The organism is Rudaea sp. (genome assembly GCF_036560865.1).
Classification (GTDB): domain Bacteria; phylum Pseudomonadota; class Gammaproteobacteria; order Xanthomonadales; family Rhodanobacteraceae; genus Rudaea.
On record NZ_DATBQK010000054.1, the window covers coordinates 1 to 18,333 of the forward strand.

Genomic DNA, 18,333 nt, shown 5'->3' on the forward strand with positions numbered 1-18,333 from the left:
GGTCTCCGACCACAGATGCGAACTGTCGCTCGCGCGGATCAGCTGCACGGTGATGCGCACCTTGTCGCCCGACTTGCGCACGCTGCCTTCGAGGAGTGCCGCGACGTTCAATGCGCGGGCAATCTCGGGAATCGCGACTTCTTTGCCCTTGAAGGAAAAACTCGACGTGCGCGCGATTACGCGCAGCTTCGGTACCTTGGCGAGCAGGTTCAGCAGTTCCTCGGAGATGCCGTCGGAGAAATACTCCTGCTCCTTGTCCGAACTCATGTTGACCAGCGGCAGAACAGCGATCGATGGATCCTTGTCGATCTCGGGGATCGCGTTCGCCGCAAGCGGGACCGTTTTTACCTGCTCAGACGTCGCGGTGGCTGGGGTCGCTGCGACGTTGTCGCGTCGCGAAGTCAACAGGAACTTGTCGACGGCGAAGTATACAAGTGCACAAATCAGCACGACGATGATCAGTCGGTCGATCTGCCGTGCGGTACTCGGTGCGATCGATTCGCCAGGCTTGACCTCGGCGTCGCGCTTCAGGCCCTCCGGCGTCAGCTCGAACACCCAGCTGAAGATCAGCGCGGGCACGAAGCCGAGCACAAGTACGATGATCAATGCGCGCAACACCCAGCCCGGAACGTCGAATGCAGGAAACACCGTGCTGGCCACCTGCGTGACCAGCCACGCGCCGACCAAGTACAACCCAGCCATGCGAATGACGTTGCGGCGCTTGAGTTCGGCGAGCAGGCTCATGGCTTCGGAGCCGGCGCGCGCGGCGGGTACTTGATGGTCTGCGGTGGCGGCCAATGCAGACCGGATTCGGCGAGTCTTGCCTTGAAGTTGGGCGTGGCATCGAGGTCGAACGGCGCGCCGCATTGGCAAGAGCTGACGAGGATGGCAAGCAGCAGCCCGCCCGCCGGTCGCGCATCCAGCGCTGCTGCTTGCCGATTGGCTTCGGCGCGATTGCCTGACAGTGCGGCTTCAACCGCGTCGGCGGTGGCCCACATTTTCAATTTCGAGTTCTTGCGATCCACGCCCTGCAAGCGGGCGTGGATGCTTGCTGCGCTTTCGCCAGCGGCCGTGCCCACGATCACTTGCGCCATGTAATAGCCTTCGCCGCGCGCCTCCATCGACGCAAGCACCGTCCTAGCTTCCGCGATCCGCCCCATCATCGTCATCGCGATGGCTTGATTGGGAGTTGCGATTGCGCCGCCGCCGCGCGCCTGCACTGCCGCCGCCTCGACAGCCAGTACGCGCTCAGGGTGCCCGGTCGCGAGCGCCGCCCAGGATCGCGTGTTGAAGTTGATCGAATTCAAGGGATCGCAGGCATTCACCCGCGCGCCGAGGTCTTCAAGGAGGTCGCTATAGCCGAAGGCGCTGGCGAAAACCGGCATCCAGTTCGGCGCGCTGCAACCGGGTTGTTTGAGTGCCGCCCCAATGTTGTCCGACAAGCCATGCCAGTCGTCGCTCAGGAATTGCCGTTCGGCCAGCGCCAACTGGCGTTGCTGCCCATCCGGGCTGTTATCGGCCGCCAGTTGGAGGCTGTGCAACGAAGAACGCTGCGCATCGAGGCGTTCGGCCTGACTGCGGTCATCGGCGATCAGGATGTGTTCGTACAGACCCGTCTCGGCGAAATACGCAAAGGAAAAATCCGGCTCCAGCGCGATCGCCTTGTCGAATTCGACATTGGCCAGGCGCAGGCCATCGATCAAATCGATGTCGGGCTTGCGGTGCGCGTCGATGTAGAGCTTCCAGCCTTTCTGGTAGGCGATGGAGGCATCGACATTCTTCACGCCCGCCGCACGCATGTGCGCGCGCTGCTTGTCGTCCAGCACCACGTTCAGCACGCCGGCCACCTGCTCGGCGATATCCAGTTGCACCGCCAGGCTGTCCTTCACAGTGCGGTCGTAGGTCTGCGACCACAGGTGGATGCCGTCAGACGTGCGGATCAGCTGCGCGGTGATGCGCGCGCGTTCGCCTTCGCGCCGCACGCTACCTTCCAGGACCGAGGCCACTCCGAGCTTTTCGCCGACTGCGCGCAGGTCTTCACTCTTGCCCTTGAACTGGAACGACGACGTGCGCCCGACCACCTGCATGCCCTCGATGCGTGCCAGCGAATTGAGAATTTCCTCGGACAGACCATCGGAAAAGAATTCGTTTTCCGCATCGGTGGACATGTTCACGAACGGCAGCACCGCGATCGAACGCGGATTGACCTTCGATTTTTCCGCAGTGGCCTCGGCGGCGACCCGCGCGGTCGTCTGCGCCACCAGCGTTGCATCGCGGCGCGGCGCGAGAACGAATTTGTCGAACGCGAAATAGCCGATCGCCAGAATAGCCACGATCAGAAGCAGTCGATTCATGCGTCGCGCCGTCTGCGGGGCGATGGACTCCTCGAGCTTGACGTCCTCGTCACGTTTGAGGCCATCGGGCGTGAGCTCGAATACCCAAGAAACGAATATCGCCGGCAGAAAGCCGATCGCCAGCACGATAATCAACGCACGCAGCGCCCAGCCCGGCACGTCGAACGCAGGCAACACAGTACTCGACACCTGCACCAGTAGCCACGCGCCGACCAGATACAACCCGGCCATGCGGATCACGTTGCGGCGCTTGAGTTCGGCGAAGAAAGATCCCACCGGCTATGCCCCCTTAGGCAAAACGCCGGATGAGCACGGACTCATGCGGCGTTGTATTTGTCGAGTTTAGCGCAGCTGGCGCGCCGGAGCGGCATGCGGGGGCCCCCGAAGCGCCCCTGCTTCGCTACAATATGTCTGTTTTGCCCTCCCCGCCTCCGGAGACATGCGCATGCCCGCCGAGACGAAGTATAAACGTATCCTTTTGAAACTCAGCGGCGAGGCGCTGATGGGCGATTCCGATTACGGCATCGACCCGAAAGTGCTCAGGCGTCTGGCGCGCGAGGCGCTCGATGTGCAACGCGCCGGAGTCCAGATCGGCCTGGTGATCGGCGGCGGCAACATTTTCCGCGGCGAAGGTCTGGCCGCGGCAGGCATGGACCGCGTCACCGGCGACCACATGGGCATGCTCGCCACCGTGATCAATGCGCTCGCGATGCAGGATGCGCTGGAGAAAGTCGGCGCCGAGGCGCGCGTGATGAGCGCGATCAAGATCAACGAGGTGTGCGAGGACTTCATCCGCCGCCGCGCGATCCGGCATCTGGAAAAGGGCCGCGTCGTGGTGTTCGCCGCCGGCACCGGCAACCCGTTCTTCACCACCGACTCGGCCGCCGCGCTGCGCGCGATCGAGATCGGCGCGGAGGTCGTGCTCAAGGCGACCAAGGTCGATGGCGTGTACAGCGCAGACCCGAAGAAGGACCCGAACGCGCAGCGCTATGAACGCCTGACCTACGACCAGGTGATCGAACGCAAGCTTGCGGTGATGGACACGGCGGCGATCGCGCTCTGCCGCGACAACAAGCTGCCGCTGCGCATTTACGACCTCGGCCGCGAAGGCGATCTGATGCGCATCGTGCGCGGCGAGCAGGTCGGCACCCTGGTCGACACCGGCAAATAATTCACTTATCCACTTTTTAACACTTCGACAGACGCGCTCCGTGCAATGCGGGGCGCGCATGGATGCGGTTGCCGGAATTTTCCCCGGCGGGCCTGTAATCGTGCTCGGCCATTCCTGAAATATATCGGTGAAGGCAGTCGTTTCCGCAACCAGGATGCGAACGCCGCCTCCGTCAGGGCGTGGATGCGATCGAGGGAACGATCGCATCCACTGTTCATCCAATCATCTCAAGGAGAGCGTCATGAAATCCATTCTGCTGACCACCGCAATTTGTCTGTCCATCGTCGCTGTTTCCGCCACTGCCGGGGAAACCCGTTCCCTCTCGCCAGTCACCGTACGCAGCAGTCCGAACGATGCATCAGGCGCCTTGGCTGCCGCAGCCGGCAAGGAAGTAACCGAGTGCACGCCGCCGAATGCAGCCGCTGCGTGCAGCGCGTTCCACGGCGAAATCCGCCGCAACTTCAGCGCGCGCGAAATCGGCATGTTGTTCGGAGCCGCCGGCGCCTATCCGGAATACAACACGTCGTATTCGAAAGTCGCCGAGCGCTACCAGACTTTTCTGCGCGACTACGAGCAACGCCAGTCAGCGCAAGCCGTCGCCGTGAAGTGACCCCCCCGCCCATTGCGCATGGACGCGCGATGGAGCCCTAGTTAGCCCCGCTCCCGCGGGGCTTTTTTTGGCGCCGGCAAAGCACGAGTTTCTTCACGTCGTAATTTCCGCGACCGTTTCTGAAAGGGTAGCTCGACATCAGCTACGCGCCGCATGCATGAGTCGAGTATGCCGAAACCAACGACGGCGAACCGCGCTTGCATCCTTGCAGACGCGCCAGCGCCGCAATCCGCACAAAAACCAAAGTTGTGGCAGACTGTGCGCGGCACGACTTTGCCCGGGAAACGACGTGCAATGACACGGTTCGATACGACGCATTGGAGCATTGTGCTGCGCGCCCGCGGCGATCCCTCGCAGGCACGAACGGCATTGGAGGCCCTGTGCCGCACCTATCGCCCTCCGGTGCTCGCCTATATCCGCGGCCGCGGATATACCCCCGACGTCGCGGAAGATCTGGCGCAGAGTTTCTTCACGCGTTTTCTCGAGCACGCCTACCACGCCGATGCCGATCCGGCGCGCGGCAAGTTTCGCGCGTTTCTGCTGACTGCGCTCAAGCGTTTCCTGATCAACTCGGACATGGAAAACCACGCCATCAAGCGTGGCGGCGGCGTGCATTTCGATCTGCTCATGTCCGACAGCAGCGGCGGCGCGATCACCGCCGGCGTGCACGCCTCGCCCGAGTATGAATTCGAACGCAGCTGGGCGGTCGCGGTACTCGATTCGGCGCTGGCCAAGCTGCGCGCAGAGGCCGAGCGTGCGGGCAAGGGTGCGCTGTTCGAGCAGTTGCAGGAATTTCTGACCGAACGCCCCGACGAGGAAGACTACGCGCGCGCCGCAGCTGCGCTCAACCTGCGCCGCAACACGCTCGCGGTCGCCGTGCATCGCATGCGCCACCGATTGCGCGAGCTGGTGCGCGCGGAACTGGCGCAGACGACGCTGGATCGCGACGATCTCGAAGCCGAGCTGCGCGGCCTGCGCGCAGCTCTCGGCCATGCGGTGGCGTAAGGTTTTCAGCATAACGCTGTAATTTCACCGGCCAGTTCCTGAATAGGGGTTGGCCAAATGTCGGGGAGCCGCAAAGTGATGATTAGCCATTCAAGCCGTTCCAACGACAGATTCGCCACCACACGCTGGTCCGTGGTCATGCATACAGCGTCTACGTCGACCGACACGGACGGGCGCGGCGCGCTGGCCGAACTGGTGCAGCGCTACTGGTATCCGGTCTATGCCTACGTGCGTCGTTGCGGCCATGCGCCGGCCATCGCGCGCGATATCACCGGCAGCTTTCTCAAGCACCTGATGCACGCATTTCACGCCGATCAGGTCGGCGCGCCACGCGGCGATTTCCGCCGTTATCTGCTCAGTCGCCTGCACGCATTCCTCGGCAGCGACTGGAAGGAAACGCCTGCCGACGATCCCGCAGTCGAACTCAGCGCACCAGCCGATCTCGAACAGCGCTTCGAACGCGACAGTGCCAGCGCGACGTCGCCCGAGGAAGCCTATCAGCGCGGCTTCGCACTCGAAGTCATCAGCCGTGCGTTCAAGCGCCTGCGCTCGGAAGCCAACCGCGCCGGTCATCTGACCATGTACGAAGCGCTGCAGCCCCATCTCGCGCACGACCCGGGGCCCGGCGAATACGAAGCGATAGCACAGCAGTTGAACTCGCGCCCGCTGGCACTCGTTGTTGCTCTGAAACGCCTGCGCCAGCGCTTTCGCGAACTCGTCGGCGAAGAGCTCGCCGACACCGTTACCTCGGCCGAAGAACTGGCGACCGAACAGGACGCGTTGCACGCGGTGCTGGTCGGCATGCACTGACGGCGATGAACGCGCGTCGCAACGACGATTCGCTGCCCAGCGCACTGGACGCCGATACCCTGGCCTTGCACGTACACGGCTCGGCCTTGGCCAATCTGGCCTTCGGCAGCATGTCGCGCACCGCAATCACGGGGGCGTCGCAGGGACGCAACCTCGCCTTTCTGCCCAACGACGCGCTGGAACTGGATCTGACCGATCCGGTGCAGCGCCAGTTCGGCGATTACGAACTTCTGGAGTTGATCGGCGAAGGCGGCATGGGCGTGGTCTACCGCGCGCGCCAGGCGAGCCTGGATCGTGATGTCGCCGTGAAACTGCTCGCTGCCGGTCCGTGGGCATCGCGCGAGTTCGTCGAGCGTTTTCATCGCGAAGCGCAGAACGCGGCGCGTATGCAGCATCCGAACATCGTGGCGATCTACGAGGTCGGCAGCGCGGAGGAGCTGCATTTCTTCAGCATGCGCCTGATCCAGGGATCGAGCCTGGCAGCTGTGGTCAAGCGCGACGGACGCCTGCCCGCAGCACGCGCAGCGACCTTGATGCGCACGATTGCCGAGGCGGTCGATTACGCCCATCGCCTGGGCGTGCTGCATCTGGATCTGAAGCCGGCCAACGTACTGCTTGACGAGGACGGCAACCCGCACGTCGCCGACTTCGGCCTGGCCCGACGCCTCGACGACGGGCTGGCCGCCGACAGCGATGAAGTCTCCGGCACTCCCAGCTACATGGCGCCGGAACAGGCGACGGTCGGGGCACGCAGAATCACGGCCGCCACGGATATCTGGGGACTGGGTGCGATTCTTTACGAACTGGTCACAGCGCAGCCGCCGTTTCTCGGCGATTCGCCACATGCCACACTCAAGCTCGTCGTCGAGGGAGCATTACGCAGCCCGCGCCGTTACGTCGAGGACCTGCCGCGCGATCTCGAAGCGATCATTCTCAAGTGCATGGCACGCGATGTCGCCGGGCGCTATGCGAGCGCGCGAGCGCTGGCTGACGACCTGGCCCGTTTCATCGAGGGTCGCGAGGTACGCGCGCATCCGTTGAATATCGCTCAGCGCAGCTGGCGCTGGGCGCGTCGCGAACCAAAAGTCGCCGCGCTGGCGGTTCTCGCGTTCAGCGCTCTGTTGGCGGGAATTGCCGCCACGACTCAACAATGGCGTCGCGCCGAAACACAAAGGCAAAGCACCGAACAACAAAGACAACTCGCCGAAAACAATGCGACAACCTCGAACCAACGTCTGTGGGCCAGCCGCCACGACGCCGCTCTGCGTCTGGAGAGAGACGGCAAAGGGTTCGAGGCACTGCCGCAACTGATAGCGAATATCGAAGAGCAGGAACGCGCCGGCAAGAACGACCTTGCCAGCGTCGAGCGCCGCGAGGTCAGTGTAGTTCTCAATCAAGGCGTCATCCTGATCGATCGCATGATCATTGCGGATGCGAATCCAATAACAGTTGCGCTCAGCCCCGATGGCAGCCTGCTCGCGGTGGGCCTGAACGATGTCAGCGTGCGCTGGTACGACACCGCAACCTTGACCGAGCGCGGCCGCGTGGACCTGGCCGATCTGCCGACTTCCGACGGCACCACCCGGGTTCCGCAATTGCTGCGCTTTGTCGACAACCATCGCCTGCGCGCCACCCTGGAGTGGTTCTCTTTGTCAGCAAATCCAGCCGACAACAACACGTACCTGATCGATCTTGATGCCGCGCGTGTAATCAAACCGCCTGCGGCATTCGCGGACTTCACGAATGCGAACTACAGCGCCGACGGCCGCTTTGCACTGCTCTATAACAGGCGCAGCGAGGTGCAGTTTTGGCAGGTCAAACCTTGGCGGCCCGTTTCGGATCACCCGGATCCAAATCCAATCGACCCCAATCTACCTTGGTTGCTGACGCAAAACGGGCATCTCGGACTGAGGTTTAGCAACACCAACCTGGAACTCGAACGATTCGATCCGCGGCAGCTGTCCGTGTCGCAGCCAATACAACTGCCGAGTCACGATGTTGCGACTGCATGGCGCGAAAGCGGCGACGGATCTCAGCTCGCGCTGGGCGACGCCTATGGCAGCGTATTCCTCATCGATCTGAAGACCTTCGCCGCACGCCAGTTGCCGATGCCCGCGGGCCGCGAAATCACCTGGCTGGAGTTCAGCGAAGACAGCGCGTGGCTCGGCGTGGCTGACCAGGACGGCGCCGCGTATGCCTTCGATGTCGCCAGCGGAACGGCCCTTCATTCCGGCCAGATGCAAAACGATTTCATTGTGAGCCACGTGGCGGTCGATCGCCGCAGGCGACTGCTGATCGCCTCGGGTGTTGGCGAGACGACCTTGTGGCGTTTGCCAAAGCCGGGCCCAAACGGAATGCCCGCAACACGCCTGATTTCGGGCCCCACGCGCTCGGAGCGGAGCGGTCAATATTGGGTCAGCGAATCCCCGCAAACCGGCTTGCTTGCGACCGCAGACATGGACGGCGAAGTGCGTTTGTGGCGGCTACCGCATTCGCCGATGCTGCCTGAACGTTCGGCACAATTAGTTGCCGCCGGCTTGAATTTCGACGGCGAGCATGTACCCGATGTGGCCTACACAAAGATTCGTGTCGCGTCCGTACATGGCGGGCCGGCGACACCGTGGGTGGATCTGCCACAACCGGTCGGCTTCGCCGAACTTGTGGATGGGGCAAAAACGCTGGTCGCTTCCGCCGGACCACAGCTTTTCGTTTTCGATGCGGCGACGATGAAACCTCGCTACCCGCCACTCGCGCTGCGCGCAAATCCCATGCGCCTGGCTGCAAGCGCCGACGGCGCCTTCGTAGTGTTGGCATTCGGCCACAACGGCAAGAGTGGCTTTGAGGAAAATCTGGAAAGCTACGATCTGAGAACCGGAAAACTGCGTGTGGGCGGCGCTACCGTCAAGGGCCCCCTGCGGCAACTGGAGCTTTCGCCGGATGCGTCGCGTCTACTCGCCACAGGGCCCCCTGACGGCTCGACCGAGATATTCGACAGCGCCACCCTGCAGCGCCTCGGCGCCTATCCGCACGACGCGCAGCGGCCGGTCTTGTGGGCAACGTTCACCGCCGATGCAACCCAAGTATGGCTGGTCACACGCAACGTCGATGACACCCTGAGCGATAACGCCGAGTTGATCCGCTGGGATCCACGCGCGAGTGTGTTGCGCGAGCGACGCAATGTTCCGGGCGCCTACCCGATCGGCGTGACTCTGCTCGGCAACAAACCGCTGCTGGCCACCAAGGATCGCCTTATACTCGATCCTGGCACGCATGACGAACGCAGCAGCGAACGACGCTATGGCGGCGAAGCGACGACAGTGTTCGCAGTCAGCCACGACGGACGTTTGATTGCGCACGCGTTCGGCCGCGACGTGCAGGTCTACGACGCGACAACACTGGTGCCGATAGCACCCGCGTTGCATACGGACATGCCCGCGGTGGATGCCGTGGCACAACTTGCGTTTTCGCGCGACGATCAGCAACTGTTGTGCCGGACGATGCAACAAGAATGGCTGGTATGGCCGGTAGCAACCGATAGCCGAGCGTCATCCGACCTGAGCGCGGATGCCGGCTTGCTGGCGCCGGAAAGCGGCGGGCAGCGCATCATGCGTCGGGCCGACGCGGCCGAAACACGGGATCTGCGACGACGCGACCCAGGCCCGGGGTCAGCAGCGGAATCACGCCCAGAACCGCCCGTAGCGCGCATGATTTCCGGAGTTCCGTTGCCGTTGCGCGCTTCTGACACCAGCCCGTTGTTGCTCGATCTGACCGCGGTCTACACTGCCGCGCCAGGGACCACCAACAACATCATGAACACGGTCTTCCCTGCAGGCGCCGGTCTGCCGTTCGGCCGTCCACGCATCGATGGCGTGGACTATGATCTGCGTGGCGCAGCCGAGTTGCGCTCCACCGGCACCGTCATTGGATTGCATCACGATGTGCACCTTCAAGCCAAATTGACCGGCATCAAGGTACCGGCACTGCCGATTGCAGCATTCCACGTACTGATGCACGCGCCCATGCTGGCTCAGGTCAGCAACGAAGTGACCTATGCCGATATCCGCCTGCACTACCGCGACGGCAGCGAAGCCATCTTGCCGTTGCGCACTCTGCATGAATTACCTGCATTCCCTGGAGTTGACTGGTCGGTTCCAATCGGCTGGGTTCAGGGTGACGCCTTTCGGCTTATCGGCGGACTGTTCCAGAGGCCCATCAGCGATCCGCGCTTGCCGAACCCGCATCCGGACCGTTTGATCGCCAGCCTGGATCTCGAGACAGAGGGAAACTCCGTGACGAGTCTGCCCGTGTTTTTTGCGATTACGGCCGAGCCTGTAATCCCCACCCCTAATTCCGGAAGCAATACCGCAAACAACGTGACGCAGGAGAAACCCTAGCCCAGGATGGCTGCACACGCAGTCCCACACCCGCGAGGAGAGTAAGCCCATGAACAAGCTCACGACACTCAGTACGACAACATTGTTGTTGGCCGTCGCCATTTCCGCCTCGGATGCGCAGGCATGCGGAGAAGTGATGTACCGCATGGGTGGCGCGCTGCGCTACCACGCCTTCATCACCCGGCATCCGGCGAATATCCTGCTCTACGCCGGATCCGCCACAGAGCAAGCAATTGGTTCGGACAGGCAGGATTTTCACCATAGTCTGGAAAAAGCCGGACACAAGGTGACCGTGGTCGAGACCCCCGATGCATTGGCCAAAGCGCTGGCCGCGCAACCCTACGACGTCATCATTGCCTACGCTGGGGATCTGCCGGCGATCAATGCGCAGATCGCACGCGTCAACCACGAGCCGTCGCTGATTCCGGTGTTTCAGCACGGCAACGACGAGGCCGCGCGCAAACAGTATCCGCTGGCGCTCAACGAAGACGCGAATATCAACCAGTTTCTGAAGACGATCGAGCAGACGATGAAGACGCGCGGGACATAGTTCACGCGCCGGGGTAGCAAGTCGAATTCTCCCGTTCCAGCGACGGAATTGGGAGGGGTGAATGTTGTGTATTCATTTTCGGGAGTCGGCTATGCGCGGTTTCTGCTGTGCTGCATTGGGTGTGGTTGTAGTATTCGGCGCGCTTTGCGCGCGGCCGGCGAACGCGCAGGCGCAAGACGCGAGCAGCCAGACGGCTGCGTCGGCCGACGACTCGCCTAAACGCTCTGCGCAAGGCCATGGCAGCGTTTCGATCGACTTCTTCGATACCGACATCAACGGCTTCTGGCTGCGCTCCAACCTCAAGCTGCCGCTCGGCGTCGTGCACATGTTGGGCACTGGCTTCGACGCGAGCTATAACGTCAGCAACGACTGGACGATCTACGGCGGAGTCCGTTACTTCGACGGCCGCGCCACCGGTCCCGCCGCCTTCCAGAACTGCCCGACTATCACCGCTGCGCCGCAATGCGCGGGCGCACCGCCGCTGACTCCGCAACAGCCGGACTCGCCGTTCCTCGACGACGGCAACTATCACGGTGCCTGGCAGGACTGGAACATCGGCGCGGCGTGGCACGCCAGCATCGGCGGCTACGACATCACGCCGTCGGCCACCGCGTATATCCCGACCCATGACTACCCGACCTACGGCAACGCCGTGGTGGGACAAGATCTCCGCCAGTTGCTGCTCGCGGTGACGCTGTCGCACCAGTTCGACTTCACCGATTTCTACTACAAGCTCGGTTACGGCTATGCGCTCAGCCAGCATGTGCTCGGCATCAATCCCGGCTACCAGCGCTTCGACGGCGAACTCGGCTGGTTCGTCACCGAGAAGTTCTCGGTGCGCGGGTTCGTGACGGGCCGCGCCGGCTTCGGCGCAAGGGCCGGCCTTGGAAAGCCGAACTTCGACATCTTTTGGTACGAAAGGCAGCGCACCGCCCAGCACGATTATCATGCCGCAGGCCTCGGCTTCGACTACGCTTTCAGCAACAAGTACCTCGTATCGGCCAGCGTCCAGCACGAGTTCTGGGGCGATACGGTGTTCGACTTCAAGTATGCCATCGAAGCACGGTTGACGCGCAGTTTCTAGGGCCAACCAGCCACGTCGCTACGCTTTACAATGACGGCTCTGCACCGTGGCGGCGCAGAATCCGCCGGGCCGGTTTCATTCGGTCCGTTCGAGAACAGCTGAAACAGCATCGCGTCACCCAACATGTTAGAAGTGTTCGCGCATTGGTGGTGGCTGGCGGTCGACCGGGTTTCCGCACATGCGGTGGAGCCGGCGCTGGCCTTTCTGCATCTGGGCACCCTGATCGGAGAGCCCGAAGACATCGCCGAAGCGCTGCTGATCGCGCTGCTGCAAATCGCGATCATCGCCTGCGTGTTCCGTCCGCTCGAAACACTCGCGCCGGCGGAGGGCTGGAAAGAGCGCAAGCTGACAACGGTCGACCGGCGTTTCACGCTGCTGCTGATCGGCTTGAACCCGTTGCTCGCTTTTTTTGTGTTGTCGCCGTTCGCGAGCTTGTTCAACAGCGCAATCGGGCTGCTTGGCGTGCCTTTCGACGGCCTGCTGCATTTCGTCCCGCACATCCACGAGCATCCCTACCTTGCCTTCGGCCTCTACTACGTCCTCAACGACCTGGCGTATTACTGGATGCACCGCGCCCAGCACGCGATTCCCTGGTGGTGGGCTCTGCACAGCATGCACCACAGCCAGCGCCAGGTGAACTGCTGGAGTAACGCCCGCGTCAGCTATTTGGACATCGTACTGGAATCGTGCCTGCTCGCCACCGTGGGTCTGCTCATGGGCGTCAATGCCGGGCAGTTCGCCTGGCTGGTGCTGTCGGCCGAGCTCGTGCAGAACCTTTCGCACACCAACACGCGGCTCGGCTTTGGAAGAGTCTTCGAACGGCTGCTCGTCGACCCGCGCTTTCATCGCCTGCACCATATGCTGCCGGACCCAGCGCGGCCGAAACTGCACGACTGCAACTACGGCCAAGTACTTTCGGTGTGGGACAACCTGTTCGGCACGGCGCTGTACGACGAGCCGACGCACCCGACCGGTCTTGGTGATCCGGTCGCCAACGCCGACAACGGCCGTGGCCTCGTCGCAATGCAGTGGTACACGCTGCGGCGTTTCTGGGGGGCGTTCACCAGCCGCGAGGGATGGATGCTGCAGGAAGTCGCGTTCGACGCAAACTACCGACCCATCCCAGTTCCCAAATCCATTGACTCGAATTGAGGCGCGTTGTGTTATTCAAGCTGACGCACAGCTTCTGAACCGGCACGCTGCCATTTCGCCAATAGCACACATCGGGCTTTGCCCGCCGCAGTGACCCTCAGCTCCGAAAGAGTCCTGCGATCGGCGAGTGGGTTGGCTGCGCAGCAAGAGTGCAGTCAACGTCGCTGCTGCGGTGCAGGTAATTTCCCTCCCGATTTGCTGAATCCTGTAACTGTAGGTGCAATGCAGTGAAGGCTAGGTGGCTTCAGCCGGCGGGTCGATGCAACGCACAGGCAAGCACAACGGGAAGACGATGAACAGCCAACTGAAATTGCCGGAACCCAACTCGAAAACTTGCACGGCATTCGGTCGCCGATCGCTGCCAGGCATTTTGTTGCTCGGTGTCCTCCTGCTCGGCGTCATGCTGGTCACTACCGTGGCGTTGATCGCCAATGCCCATGCAAAAACCGCGGATCCGCCCCAATTGAATATCCAGCTGGCGTCGCCGCGATAGCTCGCGCAACGCCCGACCCCGGGTGCAGTTTGGGCAAACGATATTGCCGCGGACTCGACCGCGCAACGACGCTGTTATACTTCGCAGCCCGTTGGTTCCGCGGAATGCATCCATGCTCAACGAGATCAAACAAGACGCCCAGTTGCGCATGACCAAGAGCGTCGATGCGCTGCGGCACGAATTGCAGCGCCTGCGCACCGGCCGCGCGAGCACGGCGCTGGTCGAGCATCTGAAGGTGAATTACTACGGCTCCGATGTGCCGATCAGTCAGGTCGCGAACATCGCCGTCGCCGACGCGCGTTCACTCACGATTACGCCGTGGGAAAAGACCATGGTGCAGGCGGTCGAGAAGTCGATCATCGCCGCCAACCTGGGTCTCAATCCAACCACGGCGGGCACGGTGATCCGCATCAACCTGCCGCCGCTGACTGAGGAGCGCCGCAAGGAATTGTCCAAGCACGTGTCGCATGAAGGCGAGACGGCCAAGGTCGCGGTGCGCAACGTGCGCCGCGACGCAATGCATCAGATCAAGGAACTCCTCAAGGACAAGAAGATCACCGAGGATGAGGAACGCAAAGCCGAAGACGAGATGCAGAAACTCACCGACAAATTCGTCAAGGACGTGGACGCCGTGGTGAAGAGCAAGGAAGAAGAGTTGATAACGATGTAGTGTCGGTGTGCTGCAGCACGCTCACGTTCCGCGCATAAACTGCAATCAGATCTCGTGGAGGGGAACCTGAGTCAGCCGCAGCCAACCCCGCCGGTGCACAATGTGGAAATTTCCACAATGCTGCAACCGCGGCATATCGCCATCGTCATGGACGGCAACGGACGTTGGGCCAGTCAGCGCCATCGGCCGCGCACGTTCGGCCACCGTGCGGGGCAGAAAGCCGTGCGCGCGGCGATCGAGTTCTGTCTGCGCCGCGGCATCGAGGCGCTGACCCTGTTCGCGTTCTCCTCGGAAAACTGGCAGCGTCCGCAGACCGAGGTCAGCGCGCTGATGGAATTGTTCCTCAAGGCGCTCGACCGCGAGGTCGATGAACTGCATGGCTACGGCGTGCGCCTGCGCTTTATCGGCGAACTCGCCGCATTTGCGCCGGCTCTGCGCGAGCGCATGCAGGCGGCGGCGGCGAAAACCCGGGCCAACGGCAAGCTCGCGCTCAATATCGCGGTGAACTACGGCGGACGCTGGGATATCGCGCAGGCCGCGCGCCAGGCGGCGCAGGCAGCGCAGCGTGGCGAAATTGACGCAGCGCAGATTGACGAGCGCACGCTGTCCGCGTTCTTCTCGCTGGCCGATCTGCCGCCGCTGGATCTGTTTATCCGTACCGGCGGGGAGCGGCGCGTGAGTAATTTCCTGCTCTGGCAACTGGCCTACAGCGAGCTGTATTTCAGCGATGTGCTGTGGCCGGATTTCGACCAGAACTGTCTCGCCCGCGCGTTGGCCGATTTCGGCGGACGCGAACGCCGCTATGGCAAAACCAGCGTCCAGGTATAGAAATGAGACAACGCGTCATCACCGCCCTGCTGGTCACACCGCTCGCCATCGCGATGATCCTGCTGATGCCGAGACTCGGCTTCATGACGATCATCAGCGCGCTGTGCGTGCTCGCGTGGTGGGAGTGGACGCGGCTTGCGGGGATGCGCTCGCGGCCATGGCGCAGCGTACTGGTCGCCGGCGGTGCGCTGGCGATCGTCTGGCTGTGGAATTGCGACTCGGCGCTGGTCTGGCGGACTGTGATCGGCGCCGGTTGCCTCTGGTGGCTGGTCGTATTCGCCTGGCTGCGGCACTTTTCCTTCGCCGCGTCGCCGACGCGCGAGCACGTCGCACTCAAACTGGTTGCCGGCGCGCTGACCGTGCTGCCCGCGTGGGCGGCGATGATGCGTCTGCATCTGGGTCAGACGGCGCCGCACACTTGGGCATTGTATGCGCTGGTCCTGATCTGGGCGGCGGACACGTTCGCCTATCTCGCCGGCAGCCGCTGGGGCAAGATCAAACTCGCGCCGCAGATCAGCCCGGGGAAAACCATGGCCGGCGTTTACGGTGCCCTGGTCGGTTCGGCCCTGGTCGCGGCGATCGGCGGCTGGATGCTCGACGTGCGTGGCTTTACGCTCGCGGCGCTGATCGTGCTCGGCCTGATCAGCGTGGTGTTTTCCATCGCCGGCGATCTGTTCGAGAGCCTCATCAAGCGCCATGCCAACGTGAAAGACTCGGGCAATCTGTTCCCTGGGCACGGCGGCGTCTGCGATCGCCTCGACGGTGTTTTTGCCGCACTGCCGATCTTCGCGCTCGGCAAATTCCTGCTCGGTCTATGAAAAGAATCGCCGTACTCGGCGCGACCGGCTCGATCGGTGCGAGCGCGCTCGACGTGATCGCGCGTCATCCCGACCGCTTCCGTGCCAGCGTGCTTGCCGCGCATCGCAAGGTCGACGAGCTCGTTGCACTGTGTGTGCGCTTCCAACCCGATCTCGCGGTCATCGCCGATGCAGCGCTGGAAACCCAACTGCGCGACAAGCTCGCCAGCGCCGGACTCTCCACGCGCGCGGCGGGCGGTGCGGCAGGGCTGCTTGAGGCAGCGTCGGGCGACTGCGATACGGTGATCGCCGCAATCGTCGGCGCCGCCGGGCTCGAATCCACGCTCGCCGCCGCGCGCGCGGGCAAGCGCTTGCTGCTGGCCAACAAGGAAGCGGTGGTGATGGCAGGCGCCCTGCTGCTCGACGCGCTGCACACAGGCGGCGGAGACCTGATCCCGATCGATTCGGAGCACAACGCGATTTTCCAGTGCCTGCCTTTTCAATGGGGTCAGACTCGATTGATCAAGCGTCCATCGCTCCTCGACAAACAATCAAACAGATCAATCGAGTCTGACCCCATTGAAAAGGCAGGCGTGCGCCGTATCGTATTGACCGCCTCGGGCGGGCCGTTTCGCGGCAGGAAACGCGCCGAGCTTGCGACCATCACACCCGCGCAGGCCTGCGCGCATCCGAACTGGAGCATGGGGCGCAAGATCTCGGTCGATTCGGCCACGCTGATGAACAAGGGCCTCGAGGTCATCGAAGCGCACTGGCTGTTCGGCGCCGCGCCCGCGCAGATCGAGGTCGTCGTGCATCCACAAAGCCTCGTGCATTCGCTGGTCGAATACGCCGACGGTTCGATGCTTGCCCAGCTCGGCAATCCCGACATGCGCACCGCGCTCGCGCATGCGCTTGCCTGGCCGCAACGCGTCGATGCCGGCGTGCCGGCGCTCGATCTGATCCGCATCGGACAATTGCAGTTCGAAGCGCCCGACCGCGACACATTTGCCTGCCTCGACCTCGCCTACCGTGCGCTCGCCGCGGGCGGGACCGCGCCGACCATTCTCAACGCCGCGAACGAAGTCGCGGTCGCAGCGTTTCTCGACGGCAATCTATCGTTTCTCGCGATCGCCGAATTGATCGAGGCCACGCTCGGCGCAATGCCGGCTGAACCCGTGCACAGCATCGAGACCCTGCTTCACGCCGATTTAACCGCGCGCCAGATCGCGCAACGTAAGATGCGGCAAGGGTTTTGCTGAGATTCGCCCATCGGCAAGCCCAAGTATGGGAAAATACCGGGCCGTCGCCACTCGCTTTTCCCTTACACGCCCTCAGATCGATTGGGCTGCCCGGTGAGGGAAGGCGGCAGCATCAATGCCATGCATGCGGCGCAAGCGGCGGGCCCCTGTTAAGAGATAGTGTTAGATGAGCGAATTTTTCGGTTCGGTGTGGTGGTTGCTGGTCACGCTCGGCGTGCTGGTCACCTTCCACGAGTTCGGCCACTTCTGGGTCGCACGGCGCTTTGGCGTCAAGGTGCTGCGCTTCTCGGTCGGCTTCGGCAATCCGCTGTGGTCGCGTTTCGGCCGCGACGGTACCGAATATGCGGTCGGCGCGATCCCGCTCGGTGGCTACGTGAAGTTTCTCGACGCGCGCGAGGCCGACGATCCTGAACTCGTCGCCAAGCAGCCGGGCGAGTTCTATTCCAAACCGGCGTGGCAGCGCATCGCGATCGCCGTCGCCGGCCCGGCATTCAATATCCTGTTCACCATCGCGGCGTTCTGGTTGATGTTCGTGGTCGGCAGGCCGGATTATCAGCCGGTGATCGACACGCCCAAGGGACTGGCCGCCGAGGCGGGCCTGCGAGCCGGCGATCGCATGGTGGCGGTCGACGGCGAAAATGTGGATTCCATGAGCGGGGCAATGCTCGCCGTCATCCAGGCCGCCGCCGTCCATCGCGACATCGAAATCGATGTGACCAACCCGCAGGGTCAGTCGCGTGCGGTCACGCTGAGCCTGAGCAAGCTGCCGCCCGGCGCGCCGGACAACGATGCGGTGTTCGAGCAGATCGGACTGCAGGCGCAGCCGATTCCGGCGATTGCCGGTGCGGTGGAAAAAGACTCACCGGCGGCACGCGCCGGCATGCAGGCGAGCGACCGCATCGTGCGCGTGAACGATGTGGCGATCGCCAATTCGACCGAGTTTGTGCATGTTCTCGCCGAGCAGGCCGCGAAGAATCCGCAAATCCATGCCGTGGTCGAGCGCAACGGTGAGCAGATTCCGCTGACTATCGTCTCCGAACAGCGCACCTTCGATGGCAAGCCGCGCTGGATCATCGGCATCAGCTGGCAGCCCAGGGTCAACGACGCGGTCGAACAGTTCGGCCCGCTGCGCGCCATACCTGCCGCGTTCGCCGAG

General features: G+C 62.9%; 15 protein-coding genes and 1 pseudogene. 14 read left to right on the forward strand and 2 right to left on the reverse strand.

The window, feature by feature from the left end:
* Both VIE67_RS06180 and VIE67_RS06185 read right to left on the reverse strand, forming a co-directional pair.
* Nucleotides 1-744 (reverse strand): annotated as a pseudogene (locus tag VIE67_RS06180) (hypothetical protein); the annotation flags it as partial.
* Nucleotides 741-2,630 carry a hypothetical protein gene (locus tag VIE67_RS06185; protein ID WP_332024337.1) on the reverse strand — a complete coding sequence of 630 codons (1,890 nt, stop codon included), beginning with the start codon at nucleotides 2,628-2,630 and terminating at the stop codon, nucleotides 741-743. The pseudogene VIE67_RS06180 and the gene VIE67_RS06185, both read right to left, overlap by 4 nt.
* 169 nt (nucleotides 2,631-2,799) lie before the next feature.
* On the opposite strand from VIE67_RS06185, the gene pyrH reads away from it, so the two are divergent.
* The 14 genes from pyrH to rseP all read left to right on the forward strand — a co-directional run.
* Nucleotides 2,800-3,525 carry a UMP kinase gene (gene pyrH, locus VIE67_RS06190; RefSeq protein WP_332024339.1) on the forward strand — a complete coding sequence of 242 codons (726 nt, stop codon included), beginning with the start codon at nucleotides 2,800-2,802 and terminating at the stop codon, nucleotides 3,523-3,525.
* Nucleotides 3,526-3,766: 241 nt separating this feature from the next.
* Nucleotides 3,767-4,135 (forward strand): hypothetical protein, encoded by a 369-nt coding sequence (locus VIE67_RS06195; protein WP_332024341.1) that lies wholly within the window; start codon nucleotides 3,767-3,769, stop codon nucleotides 4,133-4,135.
* A gap of 294 nt (nucleotides 4,136-4,429) precedes the next feature.
* Nucleotides 4,430-5,140 (forward strand): RNA polymerase sigma factor, encoded by a 711-nt coding sequence (locus VIE67_RS06200; RefSeq protein WP_332024343.1) that lies wholly within the window; start codon nucleotides 4,430-4,432, stop codon nucleotides 5,138-5,140.
* Between the two features lie 138 nt (nucleotides 5,141-5,278).
* On the forward strand, nucleotides 5,279-5,950 hold the full coding sequence (locus VIE67_RS06205; RefSeq protein WP_332024345.1) for an RNA polymerase sigma factor: 672 nt from the start codon (nucleotides 5,279-5,281) through the stop codon (nucleotides 5,948-5,950).
* Between the two features lie 5 nt (nucleotides 5,951-5,955).
* The gene (locus tag VIE67_RS06210; RefSeq protein WP_332024347.1) at nucleotides 5,956-10,344 is read left to right on the forward strand and encodes a WD40 repeat domain-containing serine/threonine protein kinase; all 4,389 of its coding nucleotides are present in this window, start codon (nucleotides 5,956-5,958) and stop codon (nucleotides 10,342-10,344) included.
* A gap of 49 nt (nucleotides 10,345-10,393) precedes the next feature.
* Nucleotides 10,394-10,894 (forward strand): hypothetical protein, encoded by a 501-nt coding sequence (locus VIE67_RS06215; RefSeq protein WP_332024349.1) that lies wholly within the window; start codon nucleotides 10,394-10,396, stop codon nucleotides 10,892-10,894.
* Nucleotides 10,895-10,985: 91 nt separating this feature from the next.
* Nucleotides 10,986-11,978 carry a hypothetical protein gene (locus tag VIE67_RS06220; RefSeq protein WP_332024351.1) on the forward strand — a complete coding sequence of 331 codons (993 nt, stop codon included), beginning with the start codon at nucleotides 10,986-10,988 and terminating at the stop codon, nucleotides 11,976-11,978.
* A gap of 123 nt (nucleotides 11,979-12,101) precedes the next feature.
* Nucleotides 12,102-13,130, forward strand: coding sequence for a sterol desaturase family protein (locus tag VIE67_RS06225; RefSeq protein ID WP_332024353.1), 1,029 nt, complete (start codon nucleotides 12,102-12,104; stop codon nucleotides 13,128-13,130).
* Between the two features lie 292 nt (nucleotides 13,131-13,422).
* A complete protein-coding gene (locus tag VIE67_RS06230; RefSeq protein ID WP_332024355.1) occupies nucleotides 13,423-13,623 on the forward strand; it encodes a hypothetical protein in 201 nt (66 codons plus the stop codon).
* Nucleotides 13,624-13,735: 112 nt separating this feature from the next.
* Nucleotides 13,736-14,293 carry a ribosome recycling factor gene (gene frr / locus VIE67_RS06235; protein ID WP_332024357.1) on the forward strand — a complete coding sequence of 186 codons (558 nt, stop codon included), beginning with the start codon at nucleotides 13,736-13,738 and terminating at the stop codon, nucleotides 14,291-14,293.
* Between the two features lie 117 nt (nucleotides 14,294-14,410).
* Entirely contained in the window at nucleotides 14,411-15,121 is a 711-nt protein-coding gene (gene uppS / locus VIE67_RS06240) for a polyprenyl diphosphate synthase (protein WP_332024359.1), read from the forward strand.
* Between the two features lie 2 nt (nucleotides 15,122-15,123).
* A complete protein-coding gene (locus VIE67_RS06245; protein WP_332024361.1) occupies nucleotides 15,124-15,939 on the forward strand; it encodes a phosphatidate cytidylyltransferase in 816 nt (271 codons plus the stop codon).
* Complete coding sequence (locus tag VIE67_RS06250; protein ID WP_332024363.1) at nucleotides 15,936-17,177, forward strand: 1-deoxy-D-xylulose-5-phosphate reductoisomerase; 1,242 nt, start codon at nucleotides 15,936-15,938, stop codon at nucleotides 17,175-17,177. Before VIE67_RS06245 ends, VIE67_RS06250 begins: the two co-directional genes overlap by 4 nt.
* Nucleotides 17,178-17,343: 166 nt before the next feature.
* A partial coding sequence (gene rseP / locus VIE67_RS06255) for an RIP metalloprotease RseP (protein WP_332024365.1) occupies nucleotides 17,344-18,333 on the forward strand: 990 nt, incomplete at its 3' end.